The sequence below is a fragment of the Streptococcus sp. M334 genome (assembly GCF_000187745.1).
Classification (GTDB): domain Bacteria; phylum Bacillota; class Bacilli; order Lactobacillales; family Streptococcaceae; genus Streptococcus.
The window spans coordinates 208,926-226,074 of sequence record NZ_GL732486.1 but is presented as its reverse complement, the minus strand read 5'-3'; the positions used below and the strand labels follow the sequence as shown (position 1 = coordinate 226,074).

At 41.4% G+C, this 17,149-nt stretch carries 19 protein-coding genes, 1 pseudogene and 1 other annotated feature; of the genes and pseudogenes, 4 read left to right on the top strand and 16 right to left on the bottom strand.

Features of this window, described 5'->3' with window-relative positions; genetic code table 11:
* Positions 1-47: 47 nt before the first annotated feature.
* The 10 genes from rsmI to HMPREF0851_RS05675 form a co-directional block, all read right to left on the bottom strand.
* The gene (rsmI, locus tag HMPREF0851_RS05720; protein WP_001222552.1) at positions 48-926 is read right to left on the bottom strand and encodes a 16S rRNA (cytidine(1402)-2'-O)-methyltransferase; all 879 of its coding nucleotides are present in this window, start codon (positions 924-926) and stop codon (positions 48-50) included.
* Positions 927-928: 2 nt separating this feature from the next.
* Positions 929-1,246 carry a DNA replication initiation control protein YabA gene (yabA, locus tag HMPREF0851_RS05715; RefSeq protein ID WP_000358228.1) on the bottom strand — a complete coding sequence of 106 codons (318 nt, stop codon included), beginning with the start codon at positions 1,244-1,246 and terminating at the stop codon, positions 929-931.
* 39 nt (positions 1,247-1,285) lie between these two features.
* Positions 1,286-2,176: a DNA polymerase III subunit delta' gene (locus tag HMPREF0851_RS05710; protein WP_000806720.1), complete on the bottom strand. Its 891-nt coding sequence runs from the start codon at positions 2,174-2,176 to the stop codon at positions 1,286-1,288.
* Complete coding sequence (gene tmk, locus HMPREF0851_RS05705; RefSeq protein WP_000033372.1) at positions 2,173-2,811, bottom strand: dTMP kinase; 639 nt, start codon at positions 2,809-2,811, stop codon at positions 2,173-2,175. The genes HMPREF0851_RS05710 and tmk overlap by 4 nt, the downstream gene beginning before the upstream one ends.
* A gap of 228 nt (positions 2,812-3,039) precedes the next feature.
* Positions 3,040-3,837, bottom strand: a complete 798-nt coding sequence (gene proC, locus HMPREF0851_RS05700; protein ID WP_000689678.1) for a pyrroline-5-carboxylate reductase — start codon at positions 3,835-3,837, stop codon at positions 3,040-3,042.
* Between the two features lie 3 nt (positions 3,838-3,840).
* The gene (locus HMPREF0851_RS05695) at positions 3,841-5,103 is read right to left on the bottom strand and encodes a glutamate-5-semialdehyde dehydrogenase (protein WP_000255282.1); all 1,263 of its coding nucleotides are present in this window, start codon (positions 5,101-5,103) and stop codon (positions 3,841-3,843) included.
* Between the two features lie 9 nt (positions 5,104-5,112).
* Positions 5,113-6,222, bottom strand: coding sequence for a glutamate 5-kinase (proB, locus tag HMPREF0851_RS05690; protein WP_000875710.1), 1,110 nt, complete (start codon positions 6,220-6,222; stop codon positions 5,113-5,115).
* A 109-nt stretch (positions 6,223-6,331) separates the two neighbouring features.
* Positions 6,332-7,222, bottom strand: coding sequence for an RluA family pseudouridine synthase (locus HMPREF0851_RS05685; protein WP_000403217.1), 891 nt, complete (start codon positions 7,220-7,222; stop codon positions 6,332-6,334).
* Positions 7,212-7,673, bottom strand: coding sequence for a signal peptidase II (gene lspA, locus HMPREF0851_RS05680; protein ID WP_000745685.1), 462 nt, complete (start codon positions 7,671-7,673; stop codon positions 7,212-7,214). Before lspA ends, HMPREF0851_RS05685 begins: the two co-directional genes overlap by 11 nt.
* Positions 7,670-8,578, bottom strand: coding sequence for a LysR family transcriptional regulator (locus HMPREF0851_RS05675; RefSeq protein ID WP_001025692.1), 909 nt, complete (start codon positions 8,576-8,578; stop codon positions 7,670-7,672). Before HMPREF0851_RS05675 ends, lspA begins: the two co-directional genes overlap by 4 nt.
* Between HMPREF0851_RS05675 and HMPREF0851_RS16390 the strand changes: the two are divergent.
* A pseudogene (locus tag HMPREF0851_RS16390) lies at positions 8,571-8,645 on the top strand (AraC family transcriptional regulator); the annotation flags it as partial. The gene HMPREF0851_RS05675 and the pseudogene HMPREF0851_RS16390 overlap by 8 nt on opposite strands.
* A gap of 289 nt (positions 8,646-8,934) precedes the next feature.
* On the opposite strand, the gene rpmA reads toward HMPREF0851_RS16390, so the two are convergent.
* From rpmA to HMPREF0851_RS05655, 4 genes are all read right to left on the bottom strand, one after another.
* The gene (rpmA, locus tag HMPREF0851_RS05670; protein ID WP_000916509.1) at positions 8,935-9,228 is read right to left on the bottom strand and encodes a 50S ribosomal protein L27; all 294 of its coding nucleotides are present in this window, start codon (positions 9,226-9,228) and stop codon (positions 8,935-8,937) included.
* Positions 9,229-9,244: 16 nt separating this feature from the next.
* The gene (locus HMPREF0851_RS05665) at positions 9,245-9,589 is read right to left on the bottom strand and encodes a ribosomal-processing cysteine protease Prp (RefSeq protein WP_000613699.1); all 345 of its coding nucleotides are present in this window, start codon (positions 9,587-9,589) and stop codon (positions 9,245-9,247) included.
* A 15-nt stretch (positions 9,590-9,604) separates the two neighbouring features.
* Complete coding sequence (gene rplU / locus HMPREF0851_RS05660; RefSeq protein ID WP_000109141.1) at positions 9,605-9,919, bottom strand: 50S ribosomal protein L21; 315 nt, start codon at positions 9,917-9,919, stop codon at positions 9,605-9,607.
* A gap of 36 nt (positions 9,920-9,955) precedes the next feature.
* Positions 9,956-10,135 (bottom strand) — a sequence feature (ribosomal protein L21 leader region).
* 58 nt (positions 10,136-10,193) lie between these two features.
* A complete protein-coding gene (locus tag HMPREF0851_RS05655; RefSeq protein WP_009014171.1) occupies positions 10,194-10,898 on the bottom strand; it encodes a YoaK family protein in 705 nt (234 codons plus the stop codon).
* A gap of 141 nt (positions 10,899-11,039) precedes the next feature.
* Here HMPREF0851_RS05655 and HMPREF0851_RS05650 point away from each other — a divergent pair, with 141 nt between their 5' ends.
* Positions 11,040-12,017 carry a Gfo/Idh/MocA family protein gene (locus HMPREF0851_RS05650; RefSeq protein WP_000915881.1) on the top strand — a complete coding sequence of 326 codons (978 nt, stop codon included), beginning with the start codon at positions 11,040-11,042 and terminating at the stop codon, positions 12,015-12,017.
* Entirely contained in the window at positions 12,014-13,096 is a 1,083-nt protein-coding gene (locus HMPREF0851_RS05645) for a DEAD/DEAH box helicase (protein WP_000791758.1), read from the top strand. The genes HMPREF0851_RS05650 and HMPREF0851_RS05645 overlap by 4 nt, the downstream gene beginning before the upstream one ends.
* Before the next feature lie 151 nt (positions 13,097-13,247).
* Here the strand turns inward: HMPREF0851_RS05645 and tuf are convergent, their stop codons facing one another.
* Both tuf and HMPREF0851_RS05635 read right to left on the bottom strand, forming a co-directional pair.
* On the bottom strand, positions 13,248-14,444 hold the full coding sequence (gene tuf, locus HMPREF0851_RS05640) for an elongation factor Tu (RefSeq protein ID WP_001040724.1): 1,197 nt from the start codon (positions 14,442-14,444) through the stop codon (positions 13,248-13,250).
* A 206-nt stretch (positions 14,445-14,650) separates the two neighbouring features.
* The gene (locus HMPREF0851_RS05635) at positions 14,651-15,760 is read right to left on the bottom strand and encodes an AI-2E family transporter (protein WP_000488884.1); all 1,110 of its coding nucleotides are present in this window, start codon (positions 15,758-15,760) and stop codon (positions 14,651-14,653) included.
* A 101-nt stretch (positions 15,761-15,861) separates the two neighbouring features.
* On the opposite strand from HMPREF0851_RS05635, the gene pbp3 reads away from it, so the two are divergent.
* Positions 15,862-17,103, top strand: a complete 1,242-nt coding sequence (gene pbp3 / locus HMPREF0851_RS05630; RefSeq protein WP_000720663.1) for a D-alanyl-D-alanine carboxypeptidase PBP3 — start codon at positions 15,862-15,864, stop codon at positions 17,101-17,103.
* Positions 17,104-17,149: the final 46 nt, after the last annotated feature.

Here is a 17,149-nt window from a genome sequence, read left to right as displayed (position 1 = left end):
TCTTCTACTAGTATAACAAAAAAAGGGAAGAAGGCAAACTTCCCTGTTTAGTCATTTTCTTGATTTTCTTCCCAGTCATGGTAGGCAGCATAGAGTTGACTCTTATTCCACTGGTAAATCTTAGCAACTTCCTTGATAGCTTGATTTTTCTTCATGCCTTGCTGGATACGGGCTTGGATTTCTAAGAACAAGTCCTCCTCGTCTTTTTCCTCCACATCCTGACTGGCACCTTCAACGATGAGAAGGCATTCACCCTTGAGAGGCGTTTCAGCGATACTTTCCAGCAATTCAGAAATTGTACCTCTTTGGTATTCTTCATAGATTTTAGTCAATTCCCTGACCAAGACTACCGAGCGGTCACCATAGACTTCTAGCATATTTTCTAGCGTATCTGCCACACGATGAGGTGATTCATAGAAAATTTGAGTTTCTGGATAGTCTTTTTTCAAGTCGAAAAATTGCTTTTGCTGGCCTGATTTTCTGGGTAAAAAGCCATAAAATATGTGTGGCTGTGGCGCTAAACCACTGGCAATCAAGGCAGAAATTCCTGCAGAGGCACCTGGAACAGTGACAACAGCAATCTCTTCCTCAATAGCTGCCTTAACCAAATCATGACCAGGGTCCGAGATGCTGGGCAGACCCGCGTCAGAAACCTGAGCAATACTTTGCCCTGCTTTCAGGAAATCAATCAAATCAGGAATCTTTTCCTTGGCATTGTGCTCATGAAAACTAATCTGCTTGATGGAAATATCAAAATGCTTGAGCAAAAGCCCTGTATTGCGCGTATCCTCAGCAGCAATCCAGTCCACTTCTTTCAAGGTCTGAATGGCTCGAAAGGTCATATCATCTAGATTGCCAATCGGCGTTGCTACTAGGTACAGCTTGCCGTAGGGAGACTGCCCCTTAAAACTTTTTTGAATCCGCATGCCTACTCCCTGTATAATAACTCGTCACAGAACATACATTCCTCGTCCTGCTCTCGACGTTGTCCATAAAAATCATTACATACATGAAATCCATCACGGTAAATGCGACGAACACTTTCACGAACATGCTTGGCCTTGACAGGAGCGTCTGCTTCCACCTCACCCAAGCGTTCTCGCAACTTACTATTTTCTAAGCGAAGAGCTGTATTTTCCTCTACTAGGCTCTTGAGATTTTTCTTGATGGCTTCCACATCGGCCAAGGTTACCAATAACTGTTGGGAAAAATCATCCAGCGCGTCAAATAATTCTTTTTTGTCCATAAAACAGCCCTTTCCTTTCTTTATCGTTCATTTTTGAGTTTATATTTCTTTCAAGACCAGATATTCCATGGCATTTTGAAAGCTGACATTAGCTTGCCACATTTTTCTAGCTTCTAGCAAATCTTGTAGAATCGCTCTTACTCTTGCTTGCAGGAGGTCCTGCCCACAGAGGACTTCAAGAATCCGTAAAACCTGATCTTGTTTTTCCTTGTCATCTCCCAAGCTAGCTAGTTTGGCAACTTGCAAATAGCTTTCTTTTTTCTTAGCTACTAACCAAGTCAGCAGGCGTTCACTTTCATCGACCAAGGTCCAAAAACTTGCCTGATTAGCCAACTTTTCTGCTTCAGCTCGCGATTGACTAAACTGAGCTAAAAGAGTCGCTTTTTTCTTAACCAGTCCCAGTTGTTCTAAGAGCAAGATGAGTTGTTCTTCCTGCTTTTTAAAATGGAAAATCTGGGTTCGACTGCGGATTGTTGGTAAAATCTTTTCCTCATCGCTGGTCAAGAAGAAAATATAAACCTCACTCTGGGGTTCTTCGATGACCTTGAGCAGAGAATTGGCTGCATTAGGATGCATTTTCTCAGCTTGCTCGATAATAAAGACCTGTTGTTGGTTTTCAATCCCTGCTTGGGAAAACTGGCCCACCAATTCTCGAATCCGTTCTGTCTTAATGACCTGATTGACTGGCTTAATCAAAGTGACATCGGGAAATTCTCCCTGTTCAATCAGCTTACAATTTCGGCATTTCTCACATGGTAAAACACCTACTTTATCTGTACAAAAGAGGCTCTTAGCTAAAAATTGCGCCATTTCCAAGCTTCCAAAGAAACCTGAAAAGAGATAGGCATGATTGAGCTGATTTTGTTCTAGGATACGTACAAAGCGGTCAAACTGGGCTGGTTGCCAAGCCTTTAGTTGATCTTGTTTCATTTTGGCAAGCCCATTCTGTCAAACAAGACAGCCTTGGCAGTTTCCACAACCTGCTCCAAAGGGAGACTAGCATCAATCTTTACAATGCGATTTCCCTCTTTTTCCAGAAGAGAAAGGTAGCCTTGACGAACTTTTTTATGCAAGTCCAACCCTTCCAAGTCCAAACGATTGACCTCGCGATTGCTATTAGCAGCAATACGAGCCAGTCCCTCTTCCACCTCGATGTCAAAATAGAGTGTCAAATCGGGTTTAAGGCCATCTGTCGCAAACTGATTGAGCCAATCAATGGCGTCAATATCCAAGCCACGACCAAATCCCTGATAGGCAAGAGAACTATCGATGAAGCGGTCCATAATGACCAACTTGCCAGCTTCAAGTGCTGGAAGAACTTTTTCCACCAAGTGCTGTCTGCGACTAGCAATATAAAGAAGCAACTCTGTCTTCGCATCCATCTGAGTATGACTTGGGTCCAAAATCACTTGACGAATCTTCTCTCCAATCAAGACTCCGCCTGGCTCACGGGTCGTCAGCACCTCTACCCCTTTTTCCTCTAAAATTGGGAGCAGAGCCTCTAAAACACTGGTCTTGCCTGCTCCCTCTGGTCCCTCAAGAGAGACTAAAAATCCTTTTGACATATCTAACTCATTTCTTTTTTACTACTTCTATTCTATCAAAAAAATAGGGGTTTGTGACAATCTTTTTGTTTTCTCATTTAATACTCAATGAAAATCAAAGAGCAAACTAGGAAGCTAGTCGCAGGTTGCTCAAAACACTGTTTTGAGGTTGCAGATGGAAGCTGACGCAGTTTGAAGAGATTTTCGAAGAGTATCAACCACCATAAAAGAGGCAGACAAAGCCACCTCTTATTTACCTAGTTCTTGTGTTCGTCTATAGGCTTGACCAACTGCATCCATGACTGTTCCTCGAAAAGCATGCGCTTCTAGGCTTGCTACACCAGCGATAGTCGAACCGCCTGGGCTACAAACTTGGTCTTTCAATACTCCAGGATGTTGCTGACTTTCAAGAACCAATTGTCCAGCTCCTACCACAGTTTGAGCTGCCATTTTCAATGCTGTTTCTCGTGGTAATCCCGTCTGAACACCTGCATCTGCCAAGGCCTCAATAAAGAGATAGACAAAGGCTGGGCCACAGCCTGCAAGACCTGTCGCTGCGTCGATTAAACCTTCCCCGAGTTCAACCAAGAGACCAGCCTTGGCTAACAGCTGACAAAAGAGTTCACTGTCCTCAGCCCTGCAATTAGGGGACAAGGCATAACTAATCACTCCTTGACCAATAGAAGCAGGGGTATTTGGCATCATTCGAATAATTCTGTGTTGGCTTGGTAAGAGACTAGCGAGTTTTTCCAAGGTCAATCCAGCTGCCATAGAAATCAAAAGAAGACTTTCTCGTTTTTCAAGGATAGTCTGGTATTGAGAAAGCAAGTCTGAGAACTGTGCAGGCTTTACTCCTAGAAAAATCACATCTGCTTCTGCGAAAATTTCTTCATTGCTGGAAGCCTGACCACCAAAGTCTGCAATGAAAGCATCTACCTTGGCTTGACTACGATTGGCAAGGAGAAGGTCATCGCCCGTCTTGGCCTGCAAAACAGCCTTGGCCAAGCTAGCACCCATATTCCCCAAACCGATAAATCCAATCTTCATCTCTTACTCCCTTATCTGTCCGTCACCCGTAACCACATACTTGTAACTGGTCAACTCTTTCAAGCCCATTGGACCACGCGCGTGCAGTTTCTGAGTAGAAATTCCCATTTCACATCCAAGACCAAATTGACCTCCATCTGTGAAACGAGTTGAGGCATTGACATAGACAGCTGCAGAGTCCACTTGATCTGTAAAGTAAGCTGCTGCTTCAGCATTTTCAGTCACAATGGCATCCGAGTGATGGGTACTGTGGGCTTCAATATGGGCAACCGCTTCTTCTAAACTGCTCACGACCTTAACAGCTAGGACATAGTCTAAAAACTCGGTGTCAAAGTCTTGGGCATCAGCTGCTTGACCTGAAACAAACTGGCTTGCTTTCTCATCTAAGCGGAATTGAATTGGTTCCAGACCAGATTCTTTTCGATCTGCAACCAGTACTTGCTCCAAGCGAGGAAGGAAGCTTGCTGCCTTGGCTTCATGAACCAGCAAAACCTCCATGGCATTGCAGACAGAAGGACGACTTGTTTTAGCATTATTGATGATAGACAGTGCCTTGTCTTCGTCTGCGTCCTTATCCACATAGACATGGACAATACCAGTTCCTGTCTCGATAACAGGTACGATAGCATTCTCAACTACGGCATTTATCAAGCCAGCTCCTCCACGAGGAATGAGGAGGTCTAGATAGCCCTTGGCCTTCATCATGGCATAGCTGCTTTCTCGGCTAGTATCTTCCACCAGTTGAATCACATCTGGGTGAATAGTAGTCGTCTCCAAGCCCTTCTTCAAGGCTGTGACAATGGCATGGGCAGTTTGATAGGCATCCTTCCCACTACGAAGAACAACCGCATTTCCACTCTTGAGAGCCAAAGCAGCTGCGTCAGACGTCACATTTGGACGACTTTCATAGATAATACCGATAACACCCATAGCCACACGTTTTTTGGTGATAACTAAGTCATTTTCAAGCTGACTGGTTTCTAAAACTTCACCGATTGGATCTGGTAAAGCAACCACTTCACGAATCCCAGTTGCCATCGCTTCTATACGACCTGCATCCAAATAAAGACGATCCAGCATCACATCTGAGATTTTACCCTTTGCTGCTTCCATATCGAGGGCATTGGCCGCTAAAATCTCCTCAGTAGCTGCTAATAAGTGATTAGCCATGGCTAACAATGCTTGGTTTTTCACCTCTTCACTAGCTGTGTTGATCGATTTTTTAACAGCCTGTACCTGTTCAAATTGTTCTTGTGTACTTACCATAGTTTACCTCTAAAATTCTGTAAAGAGTAGTTGGATTTCAGGAGTAATGGAAATCCAGTCATCACGGTGAATCAAGACACCCTTGGCTTTTTGAGAACGCAACATATCCTCCAAAGCAGATGCTCCAAATTGCACGCGTCCTTTTCCAAGTGATTTTCCACTTTCCTTATCACATACTGTCACAATATCACCGTAAGAAAAGGCTCCTTCTACTTCAACAACACCAGATAAGAGAAGACTCTTTCCATGTTGAGAGAGAGCTTCTGCAGCCCCTTTATCAACCCAAATAGAACCTTGGCTCTGAGCATAAAAGGCCAGCCATTGTTTCTGGGTACGAAGTCCCTTCTCTTGCGCAACAAAGTAAGAACCATCCTTGGTCTCCTCTGCTGCCTCAATCATGGCATCTGACTTCAAGGACGAGCAGATATAAACAGGAACTCCTGATTCTGTCGCAATGGTGGCAGCTTTGATTTTTGTCAGCATACCACCTGTCCCATTAGACGAACCTGCTCCACCAGCCATATCAATAATCTCACGATTGATAGTCTCTATTTTCTCCAAGCGTTTGGCTCTTGGATCTGAATTAGGATTTCCTGTATAGAGACCGTCTACGTCTGTCAAGAGGACCAAAAGGTCAGCTTGGACCATGGCCGCAACCTGAGCACTCAGAGTATCATTGTCCCCAACCTTGAGCTCATCAATAACGACACTGTCATTCTCATTGATGATAGGAATCGCCCCACGGCTAAGTAGAACTGACAAAGCCTGATGGGCATTCTTATAACGGCGCTTATCCACAAAGTCATCCTGGGTCAGCAAGATTTGTGCAGAAACGATTTGGCGCAAGAGAAGATTAGTCGTGTATTCTTCCAACAAAAGCCCTTGCCCTACCGCTGCTGAAGCCTGTTTATCAGCAATCTTAGTCGGACGCTTTTTAAATCCTAAGGCCCCAAAACCTGCAGCAATGGCACCTGACGACACTAAAATCAATTCATGACCAGCCTCGTGCAACATAGCCAACTGCTGGGTAATAGCCTTTACTTTACTACGTGATAAACTTCCATCCTCATTTGTCAGAGAAGAAGTCCCCACCTTAAAGATAATCCGTTTGTATTTCATAGTCTCACTCCGATTCTTCATATTTATCCATTATAACATGAATAGCAGGAAATAGAAAAGAGTTGATAGGAAAAAGGTCGAGACAAGTCATCTCAACCTTTTAACACGTCTAATTCTTTCTCAATCTCTCCAAGGTTTCCTTAAAAAGCTCTGGGATATCTGCTGTAAATTCCAAGGTCTCACCTGTGCTCGGATGGGTAAATCCTAGAGTCTTGGCATGAAGAAATTGTCCATGTCCCTTAAGTGTCTTACGCGGACCATAGACCTCATCCCCGGCAACTGGATGACCAATGTAAGCCATGTGAACACGAATCTGATGGGTGCGTCCTGTCTCTAGCTGCAACTCCACTAAGCTATAATCACCAAAGCGTTCCAAGACGTGGAAACGGGTAACAGCAGGCTTCCCTTTAGCAGTCACACCCTGTTTTTTACGGTCTTTTTCACTCCGACCAATCGGTGCTTCAATTACACCCCGATCATTGGGCAGATTTCCATGAACAATCGCCCAATATTTTCGGAGAGACTTTTTATCCTTAAGTTCTTGGGCAAGTGCTAGATGCGCCTCATCGTTTTTAGCAATCATGAGAAGGCCTGACGTATCCTTATCAATACGGTGAACAATTCCTGGACGCAAAACCCCATTGATACCCGATAAGTCCTTAATATGATACATGAGGGCATTTACTAGGGTCCCACTGGTGTGACCAGCACTCGGATGCACAACCATCCCCTGAGGCTTGTTAACGACAGCCACATCCTCATCTTGGTAGACTATTTCTAGCGGAAGATTCTCAGCTACATACTCTAAAACCTCTGGTTCTGGCACATGGTAAGTGACGACATCGCCCTCTTGAACTGTGTATTTAGCTTTCTTGACTTGGCCATTGACCAAGACCTGGCCTGATTTGATTTGTTCATTCGCGAGACTGCGTGATAATTCTGTCAAATCCGACAAAGCCTTATCTAAACGCAGGCCACCAGTTTCAATTTTAATTTCCATTTATTTCCTCTTTTAGCATTGCAATCAATAAAATAATCACTCCAACAGTCAGATAGCTATCTGCCACATTGAAAATTGCAAAATTGATAAAGTCAAGGTGAAACATATCCACAACAAAGCCCTGACTGATCCTGTCAATAAAGTTTCCAAGACCACCTGCGATAATCAAAGTCAAACCCAAGACCATCCAGAGTGACTCCTCCATGTGTTTATGTAGATACCAAATGGCACCTACCACGACAACCAGAGTAATGATAGCAAATAAGAACTGCTGATCTTGTAGGATAGAAAAGGCTGCCCCTCGATTTTGTAGGTAGGTCAAGCTAACGAAATTGGGAATCCAAGAGCGCACTTCACCCAGTGGAATCTGCTGGACGATATAGGATTTGACTAACTGATCCAGCCCAATCAAAAGCAGTACAATGACTGCCACTATTCCTCTTTTTTTCATGATTTCCTCTTTTGATCAAAATATTCTTGCATGACTTCTACGAAGAGAGTCCCAGCTTGACTCAGCTCCACTTCCTCACGTTTAACATAAACCATATGATTATCCAGGTCATCCTTGAGTCGAATAACTGTGATACCATTGACACTGTCACTATCTAAAAAACCAGAACCTGTCGCATAGGCGTCCGTCCGCTCCAAAATACCATTCAAGGTAGCACGGTCTGTCACATTGAACATCTGTGAGCTCGCACTAGTATCGACAAAGTTCTCCGAATAATAAAGGTACTCGTCTTTCTCTTGAGTAAAACGAACCGTTGGTAGATCCGCTAAATCCTCCATGACCAATTCCTCTTTCTGGGCTAAAGGATGCCCCTCACGGAGATAAATGTGGGTATGGAAGGGAATCAATTCAATGACCTCCAGACCAAGCTTTTCAACCCGTTGCATAATACCTTTTTTATTTTGATTGTTGAGGTAGATAATCCCAATCTCACTATGCCCTTGCGCCACTTCATCTAAAATTTGAACAGTAGTTGATTCAAAAATACGGAAGTTCTTATAGTCCGGATAACGTTCTGAAAAGGCCGTAATGGTTGGTGGCAAGAAGTCATAGTGCTGGCTAGCAATGGAAAATTCATCTTTTTCTTCTTCAGGATTGGCATACTGATTTTGAAAAATATCAAATCCTTTAACCAATTCTTGCGCTTTTTCATAGAATTCCATACCACGACGAGTCAAGAAAGTCCCTGAGCTGGTCCGACGGAAAATCTTAAAGCCCAACTCTTTTTCCAAATCACGAACAGAAATAGACAGACTCGGCTGACTAACATACATCTTTTCAGCAGCTTCACGGAAAGTACCACTATTGGCAATGGCAACAACATAGCGTAATTGTTGAATGTTCATCTTCTACCCCCAACTTCTTTATCTTTTCATTATACCATATTTTAGAAGTTTTCCAAAAAGGAAAAAAGTTAGGAAATTTTCAAGTCTCAATGAATACTCTAACATCCTAAGACAAGAATTAGAATAATGTCTTTTTTCAGTCTTTATCTGATTTCAAGCAAATAAAAACAGCAAATCTTTTTGATTTACCGTTTATAATATGATGCAAATTCAATTCCCATAATATGGGTACCAAAATGGGTACCAAACCAAAAAAATAGACTCTCCAAAATCTCGGAAAGCCTTATTTAATGCTACTTCTAGCTTCCTCGCCTTTACATTTCAAGGCTCGGGATAAAAAGGTTCACTGGACCTTTTTATTTAGCGATTGGGTAAACAGAAACTTGTTTTTTATCGCGTCCTTTACGTTCAAAGCGTACTACGCCTTCAACTTTAGCGAACAAAGTATCGTCTCCACCACGTCCAACGTTTACACCTGGATAGATGTGTGTACCACGTTGACGGTAAAGGATTGATCCACCTGTTACAGTTTGTCCGTCAGCTGCTTTAGCTCCAAGACGTTTCGCTTGTGAATCACGTCCGTTTGATGTAGAACCTCCACCTTTTTTGTGGGCGAAAAGTTGCAAGTTGTTAAGAGTCATTTTTAACATAATGTTTTCCTCCGTGTTAGTTTTCTGTGATAACTCTGGTTTGGACGAACTCAGAAGAGTTCTCCGATAAGTTTGCCATACCTAAGAAAAATGATTCAAAGAATAACTGGGTCATTTCTCTCTGGTGTGAAGGAAGATCTTTTGGAATCTCAACCATCAGATAGCCACCTTCATCTTCGTTTAATTCTAGGATTGGTTCATAGCCTGCAAATTTCTCAATAGAATTGATAAAGTTAATGGCAAGCGTAGAAACCGATGCACACACGACATCTAAGCCGTATTCGCCACTCTCGGCGTGTCCAGTAATTTCCGCACTCCTCAGCTCGCCATCTTCGGCTCTCTCAAAGACTGCCTGTATCATGTGTTCTCCTTAAAATTAAGCGTTGATTGCGTTGATGACAACTTTAGTATATGGTTGACGGTGACCTTGTTTACGATGGCTACCTTTTTTAGGTTTGTACTTGTAAGTAACAACTTTCTTTTGTTTTCCTTGTTTTTCAACAGTTCCAACTACAGTAGCTCCAGCAACAAGTGGAGTTCCGACAACAGTGTTTTCACCACCAACAAGAACAACTTCGTTAAAAGTAACTTCTTGACCAGCTTCAACGTTCAATTTTTCAACGTAAACTGCTTGACCAACTTCAACTTTAACTTGTTTTCCGCCAGTTTTGATAATTGCGTATGTGCTCATTATGCACCTCCTATGATTTTTATGGGTTTCCCCGAATTTTTTGTGAAGACTCGCCTAGCATCGTGGGACGAACCACTTAAAAGAAGAGCTCTAAGTATAACAAAGAATAAACTAGGCATTGAGCCGAAGACTTAACTTATGTTAGGCAAGGCGACAATGATGAAGTTTAAATTTGTTATACGACGAGCAACGATGTTCGTGCGGTTGCACAGGAACGTGCATAGTCAACTCTTCAAGTATAGCATATCTCCTGTTTTCTTACAAGTAATAACACCTAAAATGAAGCTTTTTCTTTTACTTTTTTCTGCAGCTTGGCAAAAAGCATGCTGAGGTAAAAAATACTCATCATAATAGGAACACCAAGAATGGTCTTTTCATGATAGAAAATCGTCAAATAGGCTGAAAAGACAACGCCAAGGACAAAACTACTAAGCAAGCTAACAAATATAAACCCTTCACGCAAAAAAGGAGTGTGCTTGGTCCGGAAATAATCTCCAAAAGCCAGCATGGTCCGTTTGATATTCCCTGTCATAAAGGCATTATTATAAGCAATACCCGACACTTCTCCAAAAGTAGTTGTCACCAGCCCCATACAAAAGGCCAAGGGAGGTACTAGGTAGATATTATCTACAGTCTGTGGCACAAAACCAATAATGATTGATAAGATCGCCAAAGGAAACAATGACAAAATTGGTTTTTTCACAATCCTCAATTTTTCCTTATAAACAGTTAATAAAAAGACTCCCATCATAAAAGCTAACAAGGTGAGAACCTTGTCCCTAACATCTGAAACATTATTTTGAATTAATTCTACTGAAAGAAAGACAACATTCCCAGTTTGTCCAGCTACAAGAGTATTCCCTCGGACAATAAAAGTGTAAGCATCTACATAACCTGCACAAAAAGTCAAAAAAAGCGCTAGCCTCTTAGACTGACGTGATATTTTTCTTATCGGTAATAACCTCATTTTCACTCCCATTTCATTTACTCATCTCACTATTGTACCACTTTCTTTGGAAAAGACCTAGTAGCTTATTTGAAATTTTTTACCCGCTGTTGGATAGTCCCGTCTATCTATGTTATAATGAAAGAAGGATTTGAAATCGGAAAAGGAGTATCTATGCTTAAATTAGGTGTCATTGGAACAGGAGCTATCAGCCACCACTTTATAGAAGCAGCCCATACCATCGGAGAATACCAGCTGATCGCAGTCTATTCTAGAAAGTTAGAAACCGCAGCAACCTTTGCTTCTCGCTATCAGGATATCCAACTCTTTGAACAATCAGAGGACTTCTTCAAAAGCTCCTTTGATGTTGTCTATATTGCCAGTCCAAACTCCTTGCATTTTGCTCAGGCGAAAACTGCATTATCTGCTGGTAAGCACGTCATTCTTGAAAAGCCAGCTGTCACTCAGCCACAAGAATGGCTGGATTTGATTCAAACAGCTAAGGAAAATCACTGTTTTATCTTCGAAGCAGCTCGTAATTACCACGAGGAAACTTTTACTACTATAAAAAACTTTTTAGCAGACAAGCAAATTTTAGGGGCAGATTTCAACTATGCCAAGTATTCTTCCAAAATGCCTAACTTGTTGGCTGGGAAGATACCAAATGTCTTCTCAGATCGTTTTGCTGGCGGTGCTCTCATGGATTTGGGTATTTATCCTCTCTACGCTGCTGTTCGTCTTTTTGGAAATGCTGAGGACGCGACCTACATGGCTCAACAGCTTGACAATAGCATGGACCTGAATGGAGACGGAATCCTCTTTTACCCTGATTTTCAAGTTCATATCAAGGCTGGAAAAAACATCACTTCCAACCTTCCTTGCGAGATTTATACGACAGATGGAACCCTGACGCTCAACGCAATTGAGCATGTTCGCTCGGCTATTTTTACCGACCACCAAGGAAATCAAGTCCAGCTCCCTATCCAACAAGCTCCCCATACGATGACTGAAGAAGTCGCTGCATTTGCACACATGATCCAGCAACCAGATTTGAATCTCTACCAAACTTGGCTTGAAGATGCAAGTTCAGTTCATGAGCTACTATATACTATGCGCCAGACTGCTGGCATTAGATTTGAGGCAGAAAAATGAAAAACAAACTACCGACTGAATGGCAAACATTGAGTGATCAACTCGGTTTCCAAGAATTTACTCCCATTCAAACTCAACTATTTGAGCCCCTTTTTGCTGGAGAAAACCTCCTAGGAGTGAGCCCAACAGGAACTGGTAAGACCCTAGCTTACCTCCTACCAAGTCTTCTAAGAATACAAAAGAAAAAAGCCCAGCAACTCTTGATTCTAGCACCTAATACTGAGCTTGCTGGACAGATTTTTGATGTATGTAAAACGTGGGCTGAAGCCATCGGCTTAACTGCCCAACTCTTCTTATCGGGTTCGAGTCAGAAACGCCAGATTGAACGCCTAAAAAAAGGACCAGAAATTCTGATTGGAACCCCTGGTCGTATCTTTGAACTAATTAAATTGAAAAAAATCAAGATGATGAATGTGGAAACCATCATTCTAGATGAATTTGACCAATTGCTCGATGATTCTCAGATACACTTTGTCGAGAAAATTACTCACTACGCACCTCGTGACCACCAACTCGTCTACATGAGTGCGACAACCAAGTTTGACCAAAAGAAGATTGCGCCTAACACACGTACCATTGATCTCTCTGACCAAAAATTGGACAATATCCAGCACTTCTACATGCAGGTAGATCAACGTCACCGAGTGGATATGCTACGAAAACTGGCTCATGTAGAGGATTTCCGTGGTCTGGTCTTCTTTAACAGCCTATCAGACCTTGGAAGTGCAGAAGAAAAACTACAATATCGGGATATCTTGGCTGTTTCCCTCGCTAGTGATGTCAATGTCAAATTTAGAAAAGTCATCTTAGAAAAGTTTAAAGACAAGCAACTAACCCTACTTCTTGCAACAGACCTTCTGGCACGTGGAATTGATATTGATAGCCTAGAATGTGTCGTAAACTTTGATGTTCCTAGAGATATTGAAACCTACACTCACCGTGCTGGGCGTACTGGTCGTATGGGTAAAGAAGGCTATGTTATCACTCTCGTCACTCATCCAGAAGAAATCAAAAAACTCAAAAAGTTTACAAGTGTACGAGAAATTGTCCTAAAAAACCAAGAACTCTATATCAAATAAAGTCCCCCTTTGCTCTATGCACATCAAGTGTATAGGGCTTTTTTATGTACAATTCTTAAATTTTAGTTCAATATTCAAAAAAAGAACCTCGCAAAGCAAGGTTCTTTTAGTGTCTGACTTAAATAATTGTTCTTCTGGGAACTAAATCGAATTAAGCTTCGATTTCTGTAACCATACCTGAACCAACAGTACGTCCACCCTCACGGATAGAGAATGTAGTACCTTGTTCTACGGCGATTGGGTGGATCAACTCAACGTCGATTGTCACGTTATCACCAGGCATTACCATTTCAGTACCTGCTGGAAGTTCGATTGAACCTGTAACGTCAGTAGTACGGAAGTAGAATTGTGGACGGTAGTTGTTGAAGAATGGAGTGTGACGTCCACCTTCTTCTTTAGTAAGGATGTAAACTTCACCTTTGAATTTAGTGTGTGGGTTGATTGAACCTGGTTTAGCGATAACTTGTCCACGTTCGATTTCATCACGTTGAACACCACGAAGAAGGACACCTACGTTATCTCCGGCAAGACCTTCGTCAAGTTGTTTACGGAACATTTCAACACCAGTAACAACTGCTTTTTGAGTTTCTTCTTTGATACCAACGATTTCGATTTCGTCGTTGACTTTAACGATACCACGGTCGATACGTCCTGAAGCAACTGTACCACGTCCAGTGATTGAGAATACGTCTTCGACTGGAAGAAGCAATGGTTTGTCAGTGTCACGTTCTGGTTCTGGGATGTACTCATCAACTGTGTTCATCAATTCCATAACGATGTCTTCGTATTTAGAGTCACCTTCAAGGGCTTTAAGAGCTGAACCTTGGATAACTGGAAGATCGTCACCTGGGAAGTCGTATTCTGACAATAGGTCGCGGATTTCCATTTCAACCAATTCAAGCAATTCTTCGTCGTCAACCAAGTCAACTTTGTTCATGAAGACGATAAGGTGTTTAACACCAACCTGACGTGAAAGAAGGATGTGCTCACGAGTTTGTGGCATTGGTCCGTCAGTTGAAGCTACTACAAGGATAGCTCCGTCCATTTGAGCGGCACCAGTGATCATGTTTTTAACGTAGTCCGCGTGTCCTGGAGCGTCGATGTGAGCGTAGTGACGTTTTTCAGTTTCGTACTCAACGTGCGCAGTGTTGATAGTGATACCGCGTTCGCGTTCTTCTGGAGCAGCATCGATAGACGCATAGTCTTTAGGTTGGTTAACTGATGAAGGCAAGCGACGTGCCAAAACAGTTGTGATAGCTGCAGTTAGGGTAGTTTTACCGTGGTCAACGTGTCCGATAGTACCAATGTTAACGTGTGGTTTACTACGATCGTATTTTTCTTTTGCCATTTGAGTAAAAGCCTCCAATAAAATATATTTTATAGATAGACAGTAGGCAATACAGTCTAACTTTCCTTACTATTTTATCAAATTTCAGCTAAATTGCAAGTGTTTTACAAAGTTTTTGTGAATTATTCTTAATCTACTAATCTAAACGGCACTTCTAGTCCTATAATTTACCTAAAGAAAAAGAAAAATCAGGAATTTCCTGACTTTTACTTAGCTAACTCTCTTTCTCGTTCTTTCATTATTTTATGATTTTCATACAAGCGAGATAAGAACTTAGAAATCTCTTTTAAGATAGAATAGGTTGGTACTGCGACAATCATGCCAATGACACCGTAGATATTGCTTGATAACAAAAGTAATACTAAAATCGTAATTGGATGAACCTTCATTACCCCACCTACGATTCGAGGGTAGAGGATATTTCCATCCACTTGTTGAATGATTAGCATGTAAACAACTGCAATTAGCATTCTATGAGGATCCGTAAAGACATTGGCAATAATCATCGGAATCAAGCCGATACTTGGTCCTACATAAGGAATGAGATTGGCCAAGCCTGAAAAGATGGCGAAGACCAAAGCGTATTTTAAACCGATCACGCTATATCCGATAAAGGTCAAACAACCGATAATAATCGCATCAATGGCGACTCCACTAATATATCGAGCAATTGTCGCATTCAAATTTTTTAAGAGGCCTGCAATATGCAACTTATCTCTCTTTAAAACAGTACGTTCCAGCATCGGTAAAAATTTGTGACCATCTAACAAAAAATAAACCAAAAACACAGGTGTCATGATAATAATTAAAACAGTACTAAAGAGAGCTGATAGGATACTTCCGACACTATTCGTCACACTATTTAGTATATTTTGTAAAATATCTACATAAGAAAGATTTAATTGTTGAATATTCGCTTGAATATCCAAATTTTGAAAGGCTGGATAAGTAGATAAATCCACAATCAAATCTTGTAAACGACTGTAGATAGTCTGGCTAGTCGCAATCAAGCTGGTCAACTGATTGACCAAAATCGGTAAGAGATAGACTACCCCAATAACTAGCCCCCAAACCAAGGCACACAAAGTTAGTAGAATACCAATGATACGATTAATTTTGAAATACTTTTGTAAAAAACTAACAAAGGGATTTGTTAAATAATATAAAAAACTACCTAGAAGAAAGGGAATCATTATGGTGTTTGCGACACTTACAAAGGGCGTTATAATCCCACCCATCTGTCTCCATAAATAAAAGATGATGGTTAATAATAAAATCTCACTGGTCCAAAAAAATAATTTATTCTTACGAAACATGGGGTACCTCCATTCATCTATTTTACCACACTTTCAAAAAAGCTTCTTTCTTCTATCATGAAACTGGGAATATTTTTTCTTTATGTTAGAATAAACTTACTATGAAAAAAATAATTTTAACTCTACTAACCTTATCCGTAATTGGATCAGCTTCTACTGTTGCCGCTCAAGATTTTAATATTGCCGCAAAACATGCCATTGCTGTTGAGGCGAATACTGGAAAAATACTTTATGAAAAAGATGCAACTCAGCCAGTCGAAATCGCTTCAATCACAAAATTGATTACAGTTTATCTTGTCTATGAAGCCTTGGAAAACGGCAGTATTACACTATCAACTCCGGTAGATATTTCTGATTATCCTTACAGATTAACGACAAATTCCGAAGCAAGCAACGTCCCTATGGAGGCTCGTAATTATACAGTCGAGCAGCTACTAGAAGCAACACTGGTATCCAGTGCTAACAGTGCAGCCATTGCTCTAGCTGAGAAAATTGCTGGCTCAGAAAAAGATTTCGTCGATATGATGCGGGCAAAACTCTTGGAATGGGGAATTCAGGATGCCACTGTTGTCAATACGACGGGTCTTAACAATGAAACTCTAGGGGATAACATTTACCCAGGTTCTAAAAAAGATGAAGAAAATAAGCTTAGTGCTTATGATGTCGCTATTGTTGCTCGTAACCTCATCAAAAAGTACCCACAAGTCTTGGAAATCACCAAAAAACCTTCTTCTACTTTTGCTGGAATGACAATCACTTCGACCAACTACATGTTAGAAGGAATGCCTGCTCATCGAGGAGGCTTTGACGGACTGAAAACAGGAACGACAGACAAAGCTGGTGAATCTTTTGTTGGTACTACTGTCGAGAAAGGAATGAGGGTTATTACAGTTGTTTTGAATGCAGACCATCAAGACAATAATCCTTACGCTCGTTTCACAGCTACATCTTCACTAATGGATTATATCTCTTCTACATTCACACTTCGCAAAATCGTTCAAAAAGGCGATGCCTATCAAGATAGCAAAGTCCCTGTACAAGACGGAAAAGAAGATACAGTCACTGCTGTTGCCAAAGATGATATCTCTCTAGTTGAACGTGTTGGGAATCAATCTTCCAAATCTGTTCAATTCACACCTGATTCCAAAGCAATCCCAGCACCACTTGAAGCTGGAACAGTGGTTGGCCATTTAACTTATGAAGACAATGACTTGATTGGTCAAGGTTACATTACCACTGAACGTCCTAGTTTCGAAATGCTAGCAGAAAAGAAAGTTGAAAAAGCCTTCTTCTTAAAAGTTTGGTGGAATCAGTTTATCCGCTTCATCAACGAAAAATTATAAAAAAAAATCGCGATTTAAACCGTACGATTTTTTAGTTTACTAAGTT